This is a genomic window from Streptomyces sp. TE5632, from assembly GCF_054061295.1.
In genome coordinates this window covers 3,900,731-3,918,106 of the sequence record NZ_JBSSEA010000003.1, presented here as the reverse complement: position 1 = coordinate 3,918,106, position 17,376 = coordinate 3,900,731, and the positions used below count along the sequence as shown (strand labels likewise).

Sequence of the window (17,376 nt, the reverse complement as noted above, 5' to 3'; positions counted from 1 at the left end):
TTGGCACCGGACGATAGCAGGGTCCGTCGTGCGCCCTTATCCCGGCCCTACGTCTCACGACGGCCGCTCCGCGGATTCCTTCTTCCCCGCCGTGTTCCCGGCCGTCGTCGGCTCGGGGTCCACGTAGAAGGTCTTGGCCTTCATCGTGGCCCGCGCCTGCGCGGCGACCCAGGTGAGGGTGGAGACGAGCAGCGAGAGGGCGAAGACCTGCGGGTGGAACAGGGTCGTGTCCTTGAAGAGCGCGATGAAGACGAAGATCAGCAGGATCTGCGTCATGTACATCATCAGCCCCATCGCCTGGAACAGATGAGGTATCGACCTGGCGATCCACTGCAGCACGTACAGACCCGCCCCCATGAGCAGGATCACGAGCAGCGCCCCGATGACCGCTCCGATCACCCCCTGGCCGCCTTCGACGGCACCACCGACCGCGACCGCGACCGCACCGACGGCAGCGGTGGGGACGGCAGCCTGGATCAGAATCCGGACGTCGTTGGACGGCATGACGGAACTCCGCTTTGAAAAGGGGGCATGAGGCACATGAGATGTCGCCGGGGACGAGCGTAGTCCCCCGAATGGAGTGAGCTTTCCTCCCCACCGACGCACCGTGTACCACGGTCCGTCGGCTCTCTCCGGCGAGACTCGTGAACGGTATCACAAACTATTTGATGGACTCTTTACCTAATGAGCGTGCAGAACGTCACACACGAGAGTGAAGCGGCGCACCTGAGCGCGCGCGAGGGCGACTTGTCTGATATTGAGGCGCTTCGCACCCCCAAGAGCGCCCCATCGCAGCCCCACGACTTGGCAATGCTCTAGTCGGATTCTTACCTTGACCGTGCTGTCCGCCCCGACGCCCGTCGTGACGCCCCGTCAGCGGGAGCTGCCGGCCTTCCCCCGGTCGCCCAGACGTGCGTGGTGGCCGAGGGCCGTCGCGCCGTTGACGCCCGAGACGCCGGCGGTGACCGGGGCGCGGTGGCCGGGGTCGGCCTCCTCCGGGTCGTCGGCGGCCCGCGACCCCGCCGTGGCGGGGCCGCCGGATGCCTCAGGTGCCTCCGCCGCCACCAGGGCCTTGCGGCGGCGGTAGCGCGGCGGGACGAACGCCTCCGCCCAGCGCGGGGCGCGGGGGGTGAAGCGGGGCAGCAGGAGCAGCAGCAGGCCGATGGCGCTCAGGATGGCGACGCTCAGCACGATCCACATGGACGCCGAGTTGACCGAGTAGGCGAGCGCGCCGAAGGCGATCAGCGCCGACCAGAAGTACATGATCAGCACCGCCCTGCTGTGCGAGTGGCCGATCTCCAGCAGGCGGTGGTGCAGATGGCCCCGGTCCGCCGCGAACGGCGACTGGCCGCGCCAGGTGCGCCGCACGATGGCCAGGATCAGGTCGGCGGCGGGCACCGCGATGATCGTCAGCGGCAGCAGCAGCGGGATGTAGACCGGCACCGTCTGGTGCACGGCCTCCTTCTCCGAACCCGCGTACAGGTTCAGCGCGTCCGGGTCGACCTGGCCTGTGATGGAGATCGCACCGGCGGCGAGGACCAGTCCGATGAGCATGGAACCGGAGTCGCCCATGAAGATCCGCGCGGGATGCATGTTGTGCGGCAGGAAGCCCAGGCACATGCCCATCAGGATGGCCGAGAACAGCGTTGCCGGGGCGGCGGCCTCGATGCCGTACGAGTACCAGATGCGGTACGCGTACAGGAAGAACGCCGTCCCCGCGATGCACACCATGCCGGCCGCGAGACCGTCCAGGCCGTCGACGAAGTTGACGGCGTTGATGGTGATGACGACCAGGGCGACCGTGAGCAGCGTGCCCTGCCCCTGGGTGAGGGCGACCGAGCCGACGCCGGGGACGGGCAGCCACAGGATCGTCAGCCCCTGCATGACCATCACACCGGCGGCGATCATCTGCCCGCCCAGCTTGATCAGGGCGTCGATCTCGAACTTGTCGTCCAGCACACCGATCAGCCAGATCAGCGCCGCTCCGGAGAGCAGCGCCCGCGGTTCGTTGGACCTCTCGAAGAGCTGGTTGAGGTTGGTGAGGTGGCTGGCCACCAGCAGTCCCGCGCACAGCCCGAAGAACATGGCGATCCCGCCGAGCCGCGGAGTGGGTTCCCGGTGCACGTCACGTGCCCGGATCTCCGGCATCGCACCCGCCACGATCGCGAACTTCCGTACCGGCCCTGTCAGCAGATACGTCACCGCGGCCGTGATGCAGAGCGTCAGCAGGTATTCACGCACGGGCTTCCCCACAGATCTCGCTGGCCATCACAGCCCCACACCCTAGCGAGGCACGCATACGGGTGAGGACTTCCGGGTAGCGACGATGGTTGCACGAGTGACTGTGCGCGTGGCCCGGCATGCGGGTGCGCCTACCCCGCATGCGCGTCGATACGGGTGCGAAACCCCCGACCGGAGTGACACGTCTCAGCCGGGATATGGCGGAAAGGCCGCGGTCAGTTCCCGTACGTCCGCGCGGGCCCGCGCGGGCTCGGTGCCGCCCCGAAGGACGCTCGCCAGCAGGCCCGCGATCAGCGCCATCTCCGGCTCCCCCATGCCCTGCGTGGTCACCGCCGCGGTGCCCAGGCGCAGCCCGCGGTCGTCGGCGTGCGGCAGCGCGCAGCAGTCCAGGATGATCCCGGCCCCCGCCAGCAGGCCGCGGGCCTCTCGCCCGTCGACGCCGAGCGGGGCGGGGTCGGCGGTGATCAGATGGGTGTCGGTGCCGCCGGTGGTGACGATCAGTCCCTCGTCGGCCAGTACGGCGGCGAGCGCCCGCGCGTTGGCGACCACCCGGTGGGCGTACACGGTGAAGGCCGGTGTCGCCGCCTCCCCGAACGCGACCGCCTTGGCGGCGATCGTGTGCATCTGCGCCCCGCCCTGGGTGAAGGGGAAGACGGCACGGTCGACGCGCTCGGCCAGTTCCGCGCCGCACAGGATCATGCCGCCGCGCGGTCCGCGCAGCACCTTGTGCGTGGTGGCGCAGACGATGTCCGCGTACGGGACCGGGTTCGGGGCCGCTCCCCCGGCGACCAGGCCGATGGGGTGCGCGGCGTCCGCGATGAGGTAGGCGCCGGTCTCGTCGGCCACCTCGCGGAAGAAGGCGTGGTCGATGTGGCGCGGATAGGCGATGGAGCCGCACACGATCGCCTTGGGCCGGTGCGTACGGGCCAGGGTGCGGACCTGGTCGTGGTCGATGAGCCCGGTCTCCGCGTCCACGCCGTAGCCGATGAAGTCGAACCAGCGGCCGGAGAAGTTCGCGGGCGAGCCGTGGGTGAGGTGGCCGCCGTGGGGCAGGCCGAGGGCGAGGACGGTGTCTCCGGGGCGCAGCAGGGCGGCGTAGGCGGCCAGTACGGCCGACGAGCCGGAGTGCGCCTGGACGTTGGCGTGGTCGGCGCCGAACAGCGCCTTGGCGCGCTCCACGGCGAGCCGTTCGGCGACGTCGACGATCTCGCAGCCGCCGTGGTGGCGGGCGCCCGGGTAGCCCTCGGCGTACTTGTTGGCCAGCGGGGAGCCGAGGGCGGCCAGCACGGCCGGCGAGGTGAAGTTCTCGGCGGCGATCAGCTGGAGCGTGGTCGCCTGCCGCTCGCGCTCGCCGAGCAGGATCTCGGCGAGTTCGGGGTCCTGCCGCCGCAGAACCCCGAACTCGCCTTCGAGGGCATGGGTGACCGTCATGGTGGCTCCCGGACGTCGACGCCGTCGTACGACCAATGTAGGCCCGCCGCCCCGGGAGCGCCCGGCCGTCGCACCCCTCCCGGGGGCTGCCGGACGCCGCCCGGAGGTCGGCAGGCGCCCGCTCACGGCCACCTCGACGGCCCGGACGGGCGGCCGGACGGCCCGCGCCCCACGTGGCGGTGGGAACGGGCGCCCGGAACCACGCCGGACCGGACACCGCGGCCGGGGCGGCCGCCCACGTGAGGTGCTCCGGCGCTACGACACCCCGCGCAGGACGGTCGGGCGGCCGCGGGCGGAGTGGTCAGGCCCGGGTCGGGACGCCGGTGAGGGCGGTGACGACCGGGTCCAGGGCCTGGTGTATCTCGTCACCGATGGAGCGGAAGAGGGGCAGGGGCGCCCCGTACGGGTCGAAGACCTCGTCCGCCTCGGCGGTCGGGGCCAGCAGCCAGCCGCGCAGCGCGGCGGCGGCGCGGACCAGGGCGCGGGCGCGCATGACCAGACCGTCGTCCAGCGGGGGCAGCGTCGCCGGGTCGATCGCGTTCACCAGGCGGGTGAACTCCTTCAGCGTGAAGGTGCGCAGGCCCGCCGAGTGGCCCATGGAGATGACCTGGGCGCGGTGGTCCCGGGTCGCGGTCAGGACCAGGTCGGCGCGGATGACGTGCTCGTCCAGCAGCTCACGGCCGACGAAGCCGGAGGCGTCCGCGCCGAACTCGGCCAGCACGGTCTCCGCGTGCGTCTCCATCGGCGCGCCCTCGTGACCCCAGGTGCCCGCGCTCTCCACGATCAGGCCGCAGCCCAGGATGCCCAGCCGCTGGTTCACGAAATGCCGGGTCAGCCGCTCGGTGATGGGCGAGCGGCAGACGTTTCCGGTGCTGACGTGGAGGATGCGGAAGCTGTCGCGCGGGAACCCGAAGGTGGTCGTCTCCTCCGCGCCGCTCTCCCCGTTGCCTATGCCACGCCCCGACTCGGGCGCCGTCAATTCGCCACCTCGAGGTCGGGTACCACTTTGCGCAGCTCCTCCGGGGAGACGGCGCCTTCGCGCAGCAGTACGGGCACGGGGCGCGTGACGTCGACGATCGACGAGGGGACGATGCCCGGGGTGGGCCCGCCGTCGAGGTAGACGGAGACGGAGTCGCCGAGCATGTCCTGCGCCGCGTCGCAGTTCTCCGGCGCGGGGTGTCCGGTCAGGTTGGCCGAGGAGACGGCCATCGGGCCGACCTCGGTGAGCAGTTCGATGGCGACCGGGTGCAGCGGCATCCGCACGGCGACCGTGCCCCGGGTGTCCCCGAGGTCCCACTGGAGGGACGGCTGGTGCCGGGCGACCAGGGTCAGCGCGCCCGGCCAGAAGGCGTCGACCAGTTCCCAGGCCTGTTCGGAGAAGTCGGTGACCAGCCCGTGCAGGGTGTTCGGCGAGCCGATGAGCACCGGCGTGGGCATGTTGCGGCCGCGTCCCTTGGCCTCCAGGAGGTCGGCGACGGCCTCCCCGGTGAACGCGTCCGCGCCGATGCCGTAGACCGTGTCCGTCGGCAGCACCACGAGTTCGCCACGACGGACGGCGGACGCGGCTTCACGCAGACCGGTCGCGCGATCGGTCGCGTCGTTGGTGTCGTATCGCCGAGCCATCTGGCGGGCCTCCTCGTACACGTGCGGCTGGGGGTGGATGAAGTCTGCGGGGGACTCACGGGACCGCCTTGCGGGCGGTGGCGAACCGGGGCCGGTTGTTCAGATCGGGGTGGTCGGCGGCGTCGGTCCAGCCGCGGTCCTCGGCGAAGATCCACGGCACCTGGCCGCCCTGGGTGTCGGCGTGCTCGACGACCACCACCCCGCCGGGGCGCAGCAGCCGGTGCGCGGTGCGTTCCAGGCCGCGGATGAGGTCGAGGCCGTCCTCGCCGGAGAACAGCGCCATCTCGGGGTCGTGGTCACGCGCCTCGGGGGCGACGTACTCCCATTCGGTGAGCGGGATGTACGGCGGGTTGGAGATCACCAGGTCGACCTGGCCGTCGAGGTCCGGGAAGGCCGTCAGGGCGTTCCCCTGGCGCAGTTCGACCCGTGACCCCTCCATGTTCTTGCGGGTCCACACCAGGGCGTCCTCGGACATCTCCACGGCGTACACCCGGGACCGCGGGACCTCCTGGGCCAGCGCGAGCGCGATCGCGCCCGAGCCGGTGCACAGGTCGACGACGCACGGCTCGACGACGTCCATGGCCCGTACCGCGTCTATGGCCCATCCGACGACCGACTCGGTCTCCGGGCGCGGCACGAACACCCCGGGCCCCACCTGGAGTTCGAGGTAGCGGAAGTAGGCGTGCCCGGTGATGTGCTGGAGCGGTTCGCGCGCCTCGCGGCGGGCGACGACCTCCCAGTACCGGGCGTCGAAGTCGGAGTCCTTCACCTGGTGCAGCTCGCCGCGCTTGACTCCGTGCACGAACGCGGCGAGCTCCTCCGCGTCGGTGCGCGGCGAGGGCACGCCGGCGTCGGCGAGCCGCTGGGTGGCCTGGGCCACCTCCGTGAGCAGCACGCTGCGGGGGTTCGGGGGGCGCCCCCCAAATGGTTGCTGCACGCTGGTCCTCCGGACTGTCTACGAGAGTTACGCTGCGGCGAGCTTGGCAGCCGAGTCCGCGTCGACACAGGCCTGGATCACCGCGTCCAGGTCGCCGTCCAGGACCTGGTCCAGGTTGTACGCCTTGAACCCGACGCGGTGGTCCGAGATGCGGTTCTCCGGGAAGTTGTAGGTACGGATCTTCTCGGAGCGGTCGACGGTGCGGACCTGGCTGCGACGGGCGTCGGAGGCCTCCCGTTCCGCCTCCTCCTGCGCCATCGCGAGCAGCCTGGAGCGCAGGATACGCAGTGCCTGCTCCTTGTTCTGCAGCTGGCTCTTCTCGTTCTGGCAGGAGGCGACGACTCCGGTCGGGATGTGTGTGACGCGCACGGCGGAGTCGGTGGTGTTGACGGACTGGCCGCCGGGGCCCGAGGACCGGTAGACGTCGATCCGCAGATCGTTCGGGTTGATCTCGACGTCGATCTCCTCCGCCTCGGGCGTCACCAGGACGCCCGCCGCGGAGGTGTGGATACGGCCCTGCGACTCGGTGGCCGGCACCCGCTGCACGCGGTGCACGCCGCCCTCGTACTTCAGCCGGGCCCACACGCCCTGTCCGGGCTCGGTGGCGCCCTGGCCGCCCTTGGTCTTCACAGCGACCTGGACGTCCTTGTAGCCGCCCAGCTCCGACTCGGTGGCGTCGATGATCTCGGTCTTCCAGCCGACGCGCTCGGCGTAGCGCAGGTACATCCGCAGCAGGTCTCCCGCGAACAGGGCGGACTCGTCGCCGCCCGCGCCCGCCTTGACCTCGAGGATGACGTCCTTGTCGTCGCTGGGGTCGCGCGGGACCAGCAGGAGCCGCAGCTTCTCGGTCAGCTCCCCCTGCTGCCGCTCCAGGTCCTTGAGCTCGGCGGCGAAGTCCGGGTCGTCGGCGGCCAGTTCACGCGCGGTCTCGATGTCGTCGCCCGTCTGCTTCCAGGAGCGGTACGTGGCGACGATCGGGGTGAGCTCGGCGTACCGCTTGTTCAGCCTGCGCGCGTTGGCCTGGTCGGCGTGGACCGACGGGTCGGCGAGCTTCGTCTCCAGGTCGGCGTGCTCGGTGACGAGTTCCTCGACGGCCTCGAACATCTTGGGCTCCTGCTGCTGCGTGGGAAGGGGAAGGCGGGCGACCAAAAACGCCGGTCCCGGCGGGCACCTCCCGGAGGAGGCGCTGCCGTGGACCGGCGATAGGTGGCTCGCTACTTCTTGGAGCCGGAGGCCTTGCCGAAGCGGGCCTCGAAGCGGGCCACACGGCCACCGGTGTCAAGGATCTTCTGCTTGCCCGTGTAGAACGGGTGGCACTCGGAGCAGACCTCGGCGCGGACGGTGCCGGACTCGATGGTGCTGCGGGTGGTGAACGACGCGCCGCAGGTGCAGCTGACCTGCGTCTCGACGTACGCGGGGTGGATGTCGCGCTTCAAGGTGTCTCCTAGATCGGGGAGGGCGCCGGGTCGCCACCACGGGATGCGGGAGCGTGAACCGGAGCCGACGTACCAGTCTGCCAGGACTGGGGCCATCCCCCAAAACCGGGGGCAGCCGTCGTTTGTTCCCCGGGGGTCCCCGGGGATTTCCGGGAGCCCCCCGGGGCGGGTCCGGCCGGCGGCTCCGGGGCCCGAGGGGCGCGCGAGGCGTGTTCAGGAGGCGCTGACGACGCCCCTGGCTCCACCCGTGGCCGTGTCCGCCGTCGCCGCGCTCGGGATCGGCTCGTCGTTCTTCAGGGCCTCCCAGACCAGCCGCGCCTTCTCCTTCCACGGCAGGACGCGGTTGGGAGCGGCGGGGTCGTAACGCACCGGCATGGTCACCATGTGCATGCTGTCGGGGCCGATGCCCTTCAGGTCGTCGGCGAAGGACATCAGGGAGTTCACCGAGCCCAGGCCGGAGTCGGTGGTGACGGTCCTGGTGACCGTGTCGGCGATGTCGTAGAGCTTCTTGGGGTCGGTGAGGAGGCCGACGTCCTTCACCTGCCGGACCAGGGCCCTGACGAAAGCCTGCTGGAGCTGGATGCGGCCCAGGTCCGAGCCGTCGCCGACGCCGTGCCGGGTGCGCACCAGACCGAGGGCCTGTGCGCCGTCGAGCCGGTGGGTGCCGGCCGCCAGCTCGAGGTGGCTGTCGGGGTCGTCGATGTCCGCGGTGGTGGTGACCTCGACGCCACCCAGTTCGTCCACGAGTTTCCGGAAGCCGGTGAAGTCGACCTCCAGGTAGTGGTCCATGCGCAGGTCGGTCATCGACTCGACGGTCTTCACGGCGCAGGCGGCCCCACCGGTGGTGTACGCGGAGTTGAACATCACACCGTTCGCGGCGGGGTGGGTGCCGCCCTCGGTGTCGGTGCACTCGGGCCGGTCGACGACGGTGTCCCGCGGGACGGACACCACGGACGCCTTCTCGCGCCCCTCGTGGACGTGCACGATCATCGCGGTGTCGGCGCGGGCGCCGCCGCCGTCGGCACCGCCGCCGAGCTTCCGGTTCCCCCCGGAGCGGGTGTCGGAACCGAGGACGAGGACGTTCTCGGAGCCGTCGCCGGCCTTCTCGGGCCGGTCGGTGCCGAGGAGACCGTCGATGTCGATGCTCGTGAGGTTGCCGTTGAGTCCGACGTACACGTATCCGGCGCCGACGCCGCCCAGGACGAGCACGGCCGCGGCGGTCCACGCCATGGCCCTCAGACCGCTGTGCCGCCCGTCGTGCGGCGTGCGGCGCCTTCTCCAGGCCCGTGGACCGGCCTCGGGTGTGCTCTCCGCGGACATGCGCTCCTCAGCTCCTGCCCGGTCGGTCACCCCTGCGTCCGGTGTTGGATCCGGCCGGGCGACGACCCGTACAGCAACCATCGTCCCGCCGTACCCGTCGTCCCGCCGCCCGGCCGGAGGGGGAGTCCGGCGGGTGGCCGCACGGCACCCGGGCCCGGCCGTTGCACGGCCGGGCCCGGGGTGTTCCGTTCAGGAGCGGTGAGCACGGCGCTCACCTGCGGTGTCCCGCGCCGTCAGCCGAAGATGCCGTACTGCTGGAAACCGGTGCCGACGGAGATCCTGGCGGCGAAGATCCCGCTCGTGGCCTTCCCGGTGCCCTTGTACAGGTACAGGGTGCCGCCGGGGGTGCGGGCCAGGAAGTCGGCCTTGCCGTCGCCGCTGACGTCGCCCACGGTGGCGAAGGCGTTGTACGTCTTGTTGCTCCAGGTGCGGACCTTGACCCGGCCGGAGAAGGCGCCGGTGCCGGCCTTGCCGGTGCCCCGGTACAGGTACATCGCGCCGGTGCTCTTGTGGCGGGCGATCAGGTCGGTCTTCCCGTCGCCGTTGAAGTCGCCGTGGCCGCGCACGGAGTCGTACTGGTTCCAGCCGGAGCCGACCTTCACGCGGGCGGAGAAGGTGCCGTTGCCCTTGCCCGGGTAGATCCACAGCACACCGGCGGAGTCCACGGACAGCAGGTCGGGCAGGTAGTCGCCGGTGACGTCACCGGGGGTGACGATGCGGGTACGGGACTTCCAGTTGTCGAAGACGCGCTTGGTGGACCAGGTGCCGCTGGAGATCACGTACCGGGTCCAGTAGACGGCGCCGTCGCTGCTGCGCCGGTACACCAGGTCCTGGTACCCGTCCCGGTTGAGGTCGGTCTGCAGGACGACGTTGACGCCCTTCCAGTCGCCCCAGGACTTGCGGGCGGCGAAGGAGGAGCCCTTGGAGTCCATGGAGTAGCCGGTCGTCGTCGAGGACTTGCGCACCCACAGGTCGGCGCGGTGGTCGCCGCTGATGTTGGTGTCGTCGACGCGGGCGTAGGCGGCCCCGACGTAGCTGCTCACCTTGGCGAAGACGCTGTAGGCACCCTTCTCGACGCAGTCCCTCACGCCCCAGGAGACGACGCCGACGATCCGGTTGTTCACGACCAGCGGGCCGCCGGAGTCGCCGTTGCAGGCGGAGGTGGTGCCGCTGTCGGTGCCGGTGGCGGGCTTGCCGGCGCAGACCATGTGGCCCTTGACGAAGTCGGCGCCGTAGGTGCGGGCGCACGTGGCGTCGGACTGGATGGGCAGCGTGGCCGCCTTCAACGTCTCGGAGACGTCCTGGCTGGTGGAGCTGGTGCGGCCCCAGCCGTAGACCTTGGCGCTCTTTCCGGCGGCGTAGGAGGCGGTGTCGCCGGAGGTGGTCATGCGGATCGGGGTGGCCTTGACGGGGCCGGGCAGGGTGAGCACCGCGATGTCGTTGTCGATGGTCGTCGCGTTGTACGACGGGTGGTTCCACTGCCGCCAGACGCCGGTTACGGTGCCGCCGTTCAGGTTTCCGTCGGCGGAGGGGAGCTGTGCGGTCCCCGTGACGACGGCGCCGTTGGCCTTCCAGTTGTAACCCTTGACGCAGTGCGCGGCGGTGAGGATCTTCGTCGGGGCCACGACGGCACCACCGCAGAAGAAGCCGATGTCGTCGCTCGTGCGGCTGGTGCCCCGGTCGTCGTAGTAGTGGAGCTGCGCCATCCAGGGCGCAGAGGTGACGGCGGTCGTGCTGCCACCGATGATCTTCGCGTCGATGACGGAGCCGCTGCCGCCGGCGCCGGTGGTGGTGCTCTTGTTCAGCGACGACCGGTTCGTCTGGCCGGCGGTGTCGTCACCGGCGAGCGCGCCGGCGACCCGCTTCTTCAGCTCGGCCGGTGACGGCGAACCGAACGCCGGGGCGGCAGTCGGCTGCGGCAGCGCGGTGGCGGCGCCGGCGGACGAGGTCAGCAGGGCGGCGGTGACGGCTGCGGCGACGCCGGCGGCGGCGACGGGCAGCGCGATTCTGACCCGGCGTCTGTGCCGACCGCCCCCGGACATGGAAGTACCCACGCAAGTCCCCCCTCGGGATCGGAAGTTCGGGCCTTGATGTGAAAATCGGCCCGGAACAGCGTGATCGTACACCTGTCCGAGTACACGCAAAGGGCCGCTCCCCCGGAGGGGAGCGGCCCTTGTGCCAGATGGAGCCGAGGCGGGCGGGACCGGCGTCAGTCGCCGTTGCCCGGTGTCGGCGTCGTCTTCTGGATCTGCAGCAGGAACTCGGCGTTCGACTTCGTCTGCTTCATCTTGTCGAGGAGCAGTTCGATCGCCTGCTGCGAGTCGAGCGCGTGCAGCACCCGGCGCAGCTTCCAGGTGATGGCCAGCTCGTCACTGCCGAGCAGGATCTCCTCCTTGCGGGTGCCGGACGCGTCGACGTCCACCGCGGGGAAGATGCGCTTGTCGGCGAGCTTCCGGTCGAGCTTGAGCTCCATGTTGCCGGTGCCCTTGAACTCCTCGAAGATCACCTCGTCCATGCGGGACCCGGTGTCCACCAGCGCGGTGGCGAGGATGGTCAGCGAGCCGCCGTCCTCGATGTTGCGGGCCGCACCGAAGAAGCGCTTCGGCGGGTACAGCGCCGTCGAGTCGACACCACCGGACAGGATGCGGCCGGAGGCCGGGGCGGCGAGGTTGTACGCACGGCCCAGACGGGTGATCGAGTCGAGCAGCACGACGACGTCGTGACCCAGCTCCACCAGGCGCTTGGCCCGCTCGATGGCGAGTTCGGCGACCGTGGTGTGGTCCTCGGCCGGGCGGTCGAAGGTCGAGGAGATGACCTCGCCCTTGACCGACCGCTGCATGTCGGTGACCTCTTCCGGACGCTCGTCGACGAGGACGACCATCAGGTGGCACTCGGGGTTGTTGTGCGTGATCGCGTTGGCGACCGCCTGCATGATCATGGTCTTGCCGGTCTTCGGCGGGGCCACGATCAGACCGCGCTGGCCCTTGCCGATCGGCGACACGAGGTCGATGATCCGCGTGGTGAGGACACCGGGGTCGGTCTCCAGGCGGAGGCGGTCCTGCGGGTACAGCGGGGTGAGCTTGTTGAACTCCGGGCGGCCGCGGCCGTGTTCGGGCGCCATGCCGTTGACGGAGTCCAGGCGGACCAGCGCGTTGAACTTCTCGCGGCGCTCGCCCTCCTTGGGCTGGCGCACCGCGCCGGTGAGGTGGTCGCCCTTGCGCAGGCCGTTCTTGCGGACCTGGGCGAGGGAGACGTACACGTCGTTCGGACCGGGCAGGTAGCCGGAGGTCCGGATGAACGCGTAGTTGTCGAGGATGTCGAGGATGCCCGCGACCGGGATCAGGACGTCGTCCTCGTTGATCTGCGGCTCCTGCACGTCGTCGCGCCCGCGCCGGCCGCGACGGTCGCGGTAGCGACCGCGCCGGCCGCGACGGCCGCTGCCGTCGTCGTCGTAACCGTCGTCCTGACGGCCGCCGCCCTGCTGCTGGCTCTGCTGACGACCCTGGCCACCCTGACCGCTCTGGCCACCCTGGGTCTGCTGCTGGTCGTCGCTCCTGTGGCGACGGTCACCGCGGTCTGCCCGGTCGCTCCGGTCATTGCGGTCATTACGGTCGCGGCCGCGGTCACGGCGGTCGCGGCGGCGCCCGTCGTGGCCGTCGTGGTCGGACCTGGCGTCGCCCTGCGAATGCTGCGACGGCGACTGCTGCGACGGGGCCTCACTCTTCGGCTCGTCCTGCGGCTCGGTCTTCGCCTCGACGGCGGTCTTCTCCGGCGCGGCGGCCGGAGCGCCCGCCTCGGCGGTGACGCGACGGCGGCGCTCGACGGGGGCGGCCTCGGCGGGGGCCTGCTCGGCCGGAGCGGGAGCCTTCGGGGCCGTCTGGCCGGGAATGTCGATCTGCTGCTGGGCCGCGGTGTCTTCGGCGGCGGCCGGCTTCTTCTCGGCGGTCTCACCCGTACGGGTCCGGGAGGTGGCGCGGCGCTTGGGCTTGGTCTCCGCCGCCTCGGCCGGGGCCTCGCTCTTCGGCGCGGCGGCGCCTGCTCCCGCCTGCGCCTCCTTGATGACCTCGATCAACTGACTCTTGCGCATACGCGCGGTGCCCCTGATACCGAGGCCCGATGCGACCTGCTGAAGCTCGGCCAGCACCATGCCTTCGAGGCCGGTACCGCGGCGCCGCCGGGAGCCGGCACCGCTGGCAGGCGCGGAAGCGTCCGTGGCGGGCGCGGCAGCGGTCTCCTCGACACGTGCGCCCATCAGATCGGTGGTGTCGCTCACGAAGGGTCCTTCCCTGGAGCGGACGTCGGCCTGTCTGGCTCGGCGACCGGTTGTGCTGTCCGGCTTCGGTCCTTACTGGGCGAACCGTGCCGGGGCGGTTGTCCGCCGGAACGGCGGAAGAAATTTCTGGTGATGGCGCTTGCCGAGCCGTGACATCCAGTGTCACGTGGCGCGGTCGCACCGGTTCCGGAGCGTGCTCGGCGGGCCGTTCAGTGTCCGCGTGCGACGTACTGTCCGCGTACGGCGCAGAGAACACAGTGTGGCTTGGGGAGCTCCCGGAAGAATGTCTGTCCCGAACGGGGACACGAGGCACCTCGCCGTGGTGGGGTCGGGTGCAGACTTGAGGTTAACACTACCGGATCCAACAAACATTCCCCCTCTCCTCATCCGGCAACCGTGTGTCAGGCGGCAAGCGGAAGCACGCTCGCTCCCTGCAGATCGAGACGGAGCCGGTTGGCGGCCCAGTCGGCACCGGCCAGTGCTTCGACCTTGTCGGCGGTGTCGGCGTCGGCCAGCGCCATGACGGTGGGCCCGGCACCGGAGATCACCGCGGGGACGCCGTCCGCGCGCAGCCGCTCCACCAGCGCCGCGCTCTCGGGCATGGCGGGGGCCCGGTAGTCCTGGTGCAGACGGTCCTCGGTGGCGGGCAGCAGCAGTTCGGGACGCCTGGTCAGAGCCTCGACGAGCAGGGCGGCACGGCCCGCGTTGGTGGCGGCGTCGACGTGCGGCACGGTACGCGGCAGCAGGCCGCGGGCGGTCTCGGTGAGAACGGGTTTCCCCGGTACGAAGACCACCGGGACGATGGATTCGGCGGGCTCCAGCCTGATCGCGCGGGCCGCTCCGCCCTCCATCCAGGAGAGGCTGAAGCCGCCCAGCAGGCAGGCCGCGACGTTGTCGGGGTGTCCCTCGATCTCGGTGGCGAGTTCGAGCAGCGCGGTGTCGTCGAGCTTGGCCTCGGCGCCTATGGTCACGGCGCGGGCGGCGACTATGCCGGCGCAGATGGCGGCCGAGGAGGAGCCCAGGCCCCGACCGTGCGGAATGCGGTTGGCGCAGACGATCTCCAGGCCGCGCGGCTGTCCGCCCAGCAGATCGAAGGCGGTGCGCAGGGAGCGTACGAGCAGATGCCTCTCGTCACGCGGGAGGGTCTCGCCGCCCTCACCGGCGATGTCGATGTGCAGCCCGGCGTCGGCCACCCGGACGACCACGTCGTCGTACAAGCCCAGCGCGAGGCCCAGGGCGTCGAAGCCCGGACCGAGGTTGGCGCTGGTGGCGGGGACGCGCACCCGGACGGCGGCGGCGCGGAACGCGGGACCGGCCATCGCTCGTTGACTCTCCTTGAGCTGGTGACTGTCGTGGGATCTGGGCGACTGTCGATTGAGCTGGTGACTGCCGAATGGCATTCGACGACGTACGGAACCCCGGGATCGCCGCCGACCAGGGTGGCCGGCCGCTTTCCGCGCCTCTCGGGGGTCGCTTCCGGACCACGGAGACGACGCGGTACCGCGGCATATGCGGCGGGCGGGTTGAGTACAGCCTATCGAAGGACGGTTCTGTGTCGACATAGGGCGCACGGGAGGCGCACGATGCGTGTCTCAAGCCCCCTGTGCACCCCCCGCGGGGAACTTCCCCGGGCAAGCGCCCTCTTACGCCCTTCCTGCCGTCCGATGCGGCGGCTGCGGGGCGCGGAGGGCGCCGAAGGGGCCGGGGGCGCGAGGGCCCGTCGGCCCCGTCGGCACCGTCAGACCAACCCGAGCCGTTCGGCGGCCGTGGCGGCGTCCACCGGGACGGTGACCGGCTGCGGGGCGCCGGCGACGGCCCAGTCCGGGTCCTTCAGACCGTTGCCGGTGACGGTGCACACGATCTTCTGCCCCGGGTCGACCTTGCCCTGCTCGGCGGCCTTCAGCAGACCGGCGACCGACGCGGCGGACGCGGGCTCGACGAAGACGCCCTCCTGCGAGGCCAACAGCCGGTAGGCGCGCAGGATCTCACGGTCCGTCACCTCGTCGATGAGGCCGCCGGACTCGTCCCGCGCGGCGAGCGCGTACTGCCACGAGGCCGGGTTGCCGATCCGGATGGCGGTGGCGATGGTCGCCGGGTCCTTGACGACCTCGCCGCGCACGATCGGGGCACTGCCGGAGGCCTGGAAGCCCCACATGCGCGGGGTCCGGGTGGCCACGCCGTCGGCGGCGTACTCCCGGTAGCCCTTCCAATAGGCGGTGATGTTGCCCGCGTTGCCCACCGGGAGGACGTGGATGTCGGGGGCGTCGCCGAGCATGTCCACGATCTCGAAGGCGGCCGTCTTCTGCCCCTCGATACGCACCGGGTTGACCGAATTGACCAGCGCCACGGGGTAGTTGTCGCTGAGCGCGCGGGCGAGGGTGAGGCAGTCGTCGAAGTTGCCGTCGACCTGGAGGATCTTCGCCCCGTGCACCAGGGCCTGGCCCATCTTGCCGAGCGCGATCTTGCCCTGCGGCACGAGCACCGCGGAGACCATCCCGGCGCGCACCCCGTAGGCGGCGGCGGAGGCGGAGGTGTTGCCGGTGGAGGCGCAGATGACGGCCTGCGCGCCCTCCTCCTTGGCCTTGGAGATGGCCATGGTCATCCCCCGGTCCTTGAAGGACCCGGTCGGGTTGGCACCCTCGACCTTGAGGTGGACCTCGCAGCCCGTGCGCTCGGAGAGCACCTGCGCGGGCACGAGCGGCGTACCGCCCTCACGGAGCGTCACAACCGGCGTGGTGTCGGCGACCGGCAGCCGGTCCCGGTACTCCTCGATGATTCCGCGCCACTGGTGGGTCATTGCTGCTTACTCTCCTTCAACCCGCATGATGCTGGCGACACCGCGCACGGTGTCGAGCTTGCGCAACGCCTCGACGGTGCCGCCGAGGGCCGCGTCGGACGCACGGTGGGTGACGACGACGAGGGATGCCTCCCCGTCCTTGCCCTGCTGGCGAACCGTGTCGATCGAGACGCCGTGCTCCGCGAACACGGTCGCGACCTGAGCGAGAACGCCCGGCTTGTCGGCCACGTCGAGGCTGATGTGGTAGCGCGTGACGACGTCGCCCATCGGCGAGACGGGCAGCGCCGCGTAGGCGGACTCACCCGGTCCGGTGGCCCCGCCCAGCCGGTTGCGGCAGACGGCGACGAGGTCGCCGAGCACGGCGGAGGCGGTGGGCGCCCCGCCGGCGCCGGGCCCGTAGAACATCAGCTGCCCGGCGGCCTCCGACTCCACGAACACGGCGTTGTAGGCGCCGCGCACCGAGGCCAGCGGGTGGGTGAGCGGGATCATCGCCGGATGCACGCGCGCGGTGACGGAGGCGCCGTCACCGGCCCGCTCGCAGATGGCGAGCAGTTTGATGGTGCAGCCCATCTCCTTCGCCGAGGCGATGTCGGCGGCGGTGACCTCGGTCATGCCCTCGCGGTGGACGTCGTCGAGCCGCACACGCGTGTGGAAGGCGATTCCGGCGAGGATGGCGGCCTTGGCGGCGGCGTCGAAGCCCTCGACGTCGGCGGTGGGGTCGGCTTCCGCGTACCCGAGGGCGGTGGCCTCGTCGAGCGCCTCCTGATAGCCGGCGCCGGTGGTGTCCATGGCGTCGAGGATGAAGTTCGTCGTCCCGTTGACGATGCCGAGCACCCGGTTGACCTTGTCACCGGCGAGCGACTCGCGCAGCGGCCGGATCAGCGGGATGGCACCGGCGACGGCGGCCTCGTAGTAGAGGTCCTTGCCGTGCTCCTCGGCGGCGGCGTGCAGCGCGGCACCGTCCTGGGCGAGCAGCGCCTTGTTCGCGGAGACCACGGACGCGCCGTGCGCGAAGGCGGTGGTGATCAGCGTCCGCGCGGGCTCGATCCCGCCGATGACCTCGACGACGACATCGAGGTCGTCCCGTTTGACGAGGGCGGTGGCGTCGGTGGTGACCAGCTCGGCCGGGATGCCCTCACGCACCCGGTCGGGGCGCCGCACGGCGACCCCGGCGAGCTCCACCGGGGCGCCGATGCGGGCGGCGAGGTCGTCGGCCTGCGTCGTCATGATGCGCGCCACCTCTGAGCCGACCACTCCACAGCCCAGCAGCGCCACCTTCAGCGGACGCGTACGCATCATCCGACCTCGTTTCCCGATT

At 71.1% G+C, this 17,376-nt stretch carries 14 protein-coding genes; all 14 read right to left on the bottom strand.

Annotated features, from left to right (window positions below; genetic code table 11):
* Nucleotides 1-54 precede the first annotated feature (54 nt).
* A complete protein-coding gene (locus tag ACVW19_RS23250) occupies nt 55-504 on the bottom strand; it encodes a hypothetical protein (protein ID WP_457461439.1) in 450 nt (149 codons plus the stop codon).
* Nucleotides 505-873: 369 nt separating this feature from the next.
* Nucleotides 874-2,241 (bottom strand): MraY family glycosyltransferase, encoded by a 1,368-nt coding sequence (locus ACVW19_RS23245; RefSeq protein ID WP_457461437.1) that lies wholly within the window; start codon nt 2,239-2,241, stop codon nt 874-876.
* 186 nt (nt 2,242-2,427) lie between these two features.
* Entirely contained in the window at nt 2,428-3,672 is a 1,245-nt protein-coding gene (locus ACVW19_RS23240; protein ID WP_457461436.1) for a serine hydroxymethyltransferase, read from the bottom strand.
* A gap of 301 nt (nt 3,673-3,973) precedes the next feature.
* A complete protein-coding gene (locus ACVW19_RS23235) occupies nt 3,974-4,651 on the bottom strand; it encodes an arsenate reductase/protein-tyrosine-phosphatase family protein (protein WP_202277424.1) in 678 nt (225 codons plus the stop codon).
* A complete protein-coding gene (locus ACVW19_RS23230; RefSeq protein WP_202277425.1) occupies nt 4,648-5,295 on the bottom strand; it encodes an L-threonylcarbamoyladenylate synthase in 648 nt (215 codons plus the stop codon). The genes ACVW19_RS23235 and ACVW19_RS23230 overlap by 4 nt, the downstream gene beginning before the upstream one ends.
* Nucleotides 5,296-5,350: 55 nt before the next feature.
* Entirely contained in the window at nt 5,351-6,190 is an 840-nt protein-coding gene (prmC, locus tag ACVW19_RS23225) for a peptide chain release factor N(5)-glutamine methyltransferase (protein WP_109378027.1), read from the bottom strand.
* Nucleotides 6,191-6,259: 69 nt separating this feature from the next.
* A complete protein-coding gene (prfA, locus tag ACVW19_RS23220; RefSeq protein WP_457461435.1) occupies nt 6,260-7,336 on the bottom strand; it encodes a peptide chain release factor 1 in 1,077 nt (358 codons plus the stop codon).
* 110 nt (nt 7,337-7,446) lie between these two features.
* Entirely contained in the window at nt 7,447-7,668 is a 222-nt protein-coding gene (rpmE, locus tag ACVW19_RS23215) for a 50S ribosomal protein L31 (protein WP_202277427.1), read from the bottom strand.
* Nucleotides 7,669-7,881: 213 nt separating this feature from the next.
* Nucleotides 7,882-8,988, bottom strand: a complete 1,107-nt coding sequence (locus tag ACVW19_RS23210) for an LCP family protein (RefSeq protein WP_457461432.1) — start codon at nt 8,986-8,988, stop codon at nt 7,882-7,884.
* Nucleotides 8,989-9,221: 233 nt separating this feature from the next.
* Complete coding sequence (locus tag ACVW19_RS23205) at nt 9,222-11,030, bottom strand: trypsin-like serine protease (protein WP_457464746.1); 1,809 nt, start codon at nt 11,028-11,030, stop codon at nt 9,222-9,224.
* A 167-nt stretch (nt 11,031-11,197) separates the two neighbouring features.
* Nucleotides 11,198-13,261, bottom strand: a complete 2,064-nt coding sequence (gene rho / locus ACVW19_RS23200) for a transcription termination factor Rho (protein ID WP_457461431.1) — start codon at nt 13,259-13,261, stop codon at nt 11,198-11,200.
* 401 nt (nt 13,262-13,662) lie between these two features.
* The gene (thrB, locus tag ACVW19_RS23195; protein WP_457461429.1) at nt 13,663-14,580 is read right to left on the bottom strand and encodes a homoserine kinase; all 918 of its coding nucleotides are present in this window, start codon (nt 14,578-14,580) and stop codon (nt 13,663-13,665) included.
* 419 nt (nt 14,581-14,999) lie between these two features.
* On the bottom strand, nt 15,000-16,058 hold the full coding sequence (gene thrC, locus ACVW19_RS23190) for a threonine synthase (protein ID WP_202277430.1): 1,059 nt from the start codon (nt 16,056-16,058) through the stop codon (nt 15,000-15,002).
* A 6-nt stretch (nt 16,059-16,064) separates the two neighbouring features.
* Complete coding sequence (locus ACVW19_RS23185; protein ID WP_457461427.1) at nt 16,065-17,357, bottom strand: homoserine dehydrogenase; 1,293 nt, start codon at nt 17,355-17,357, stop codon at nt 16,065-16,067.
* Nucleotides 17,358-17,376: the final 19 nt, after the last annotated feature.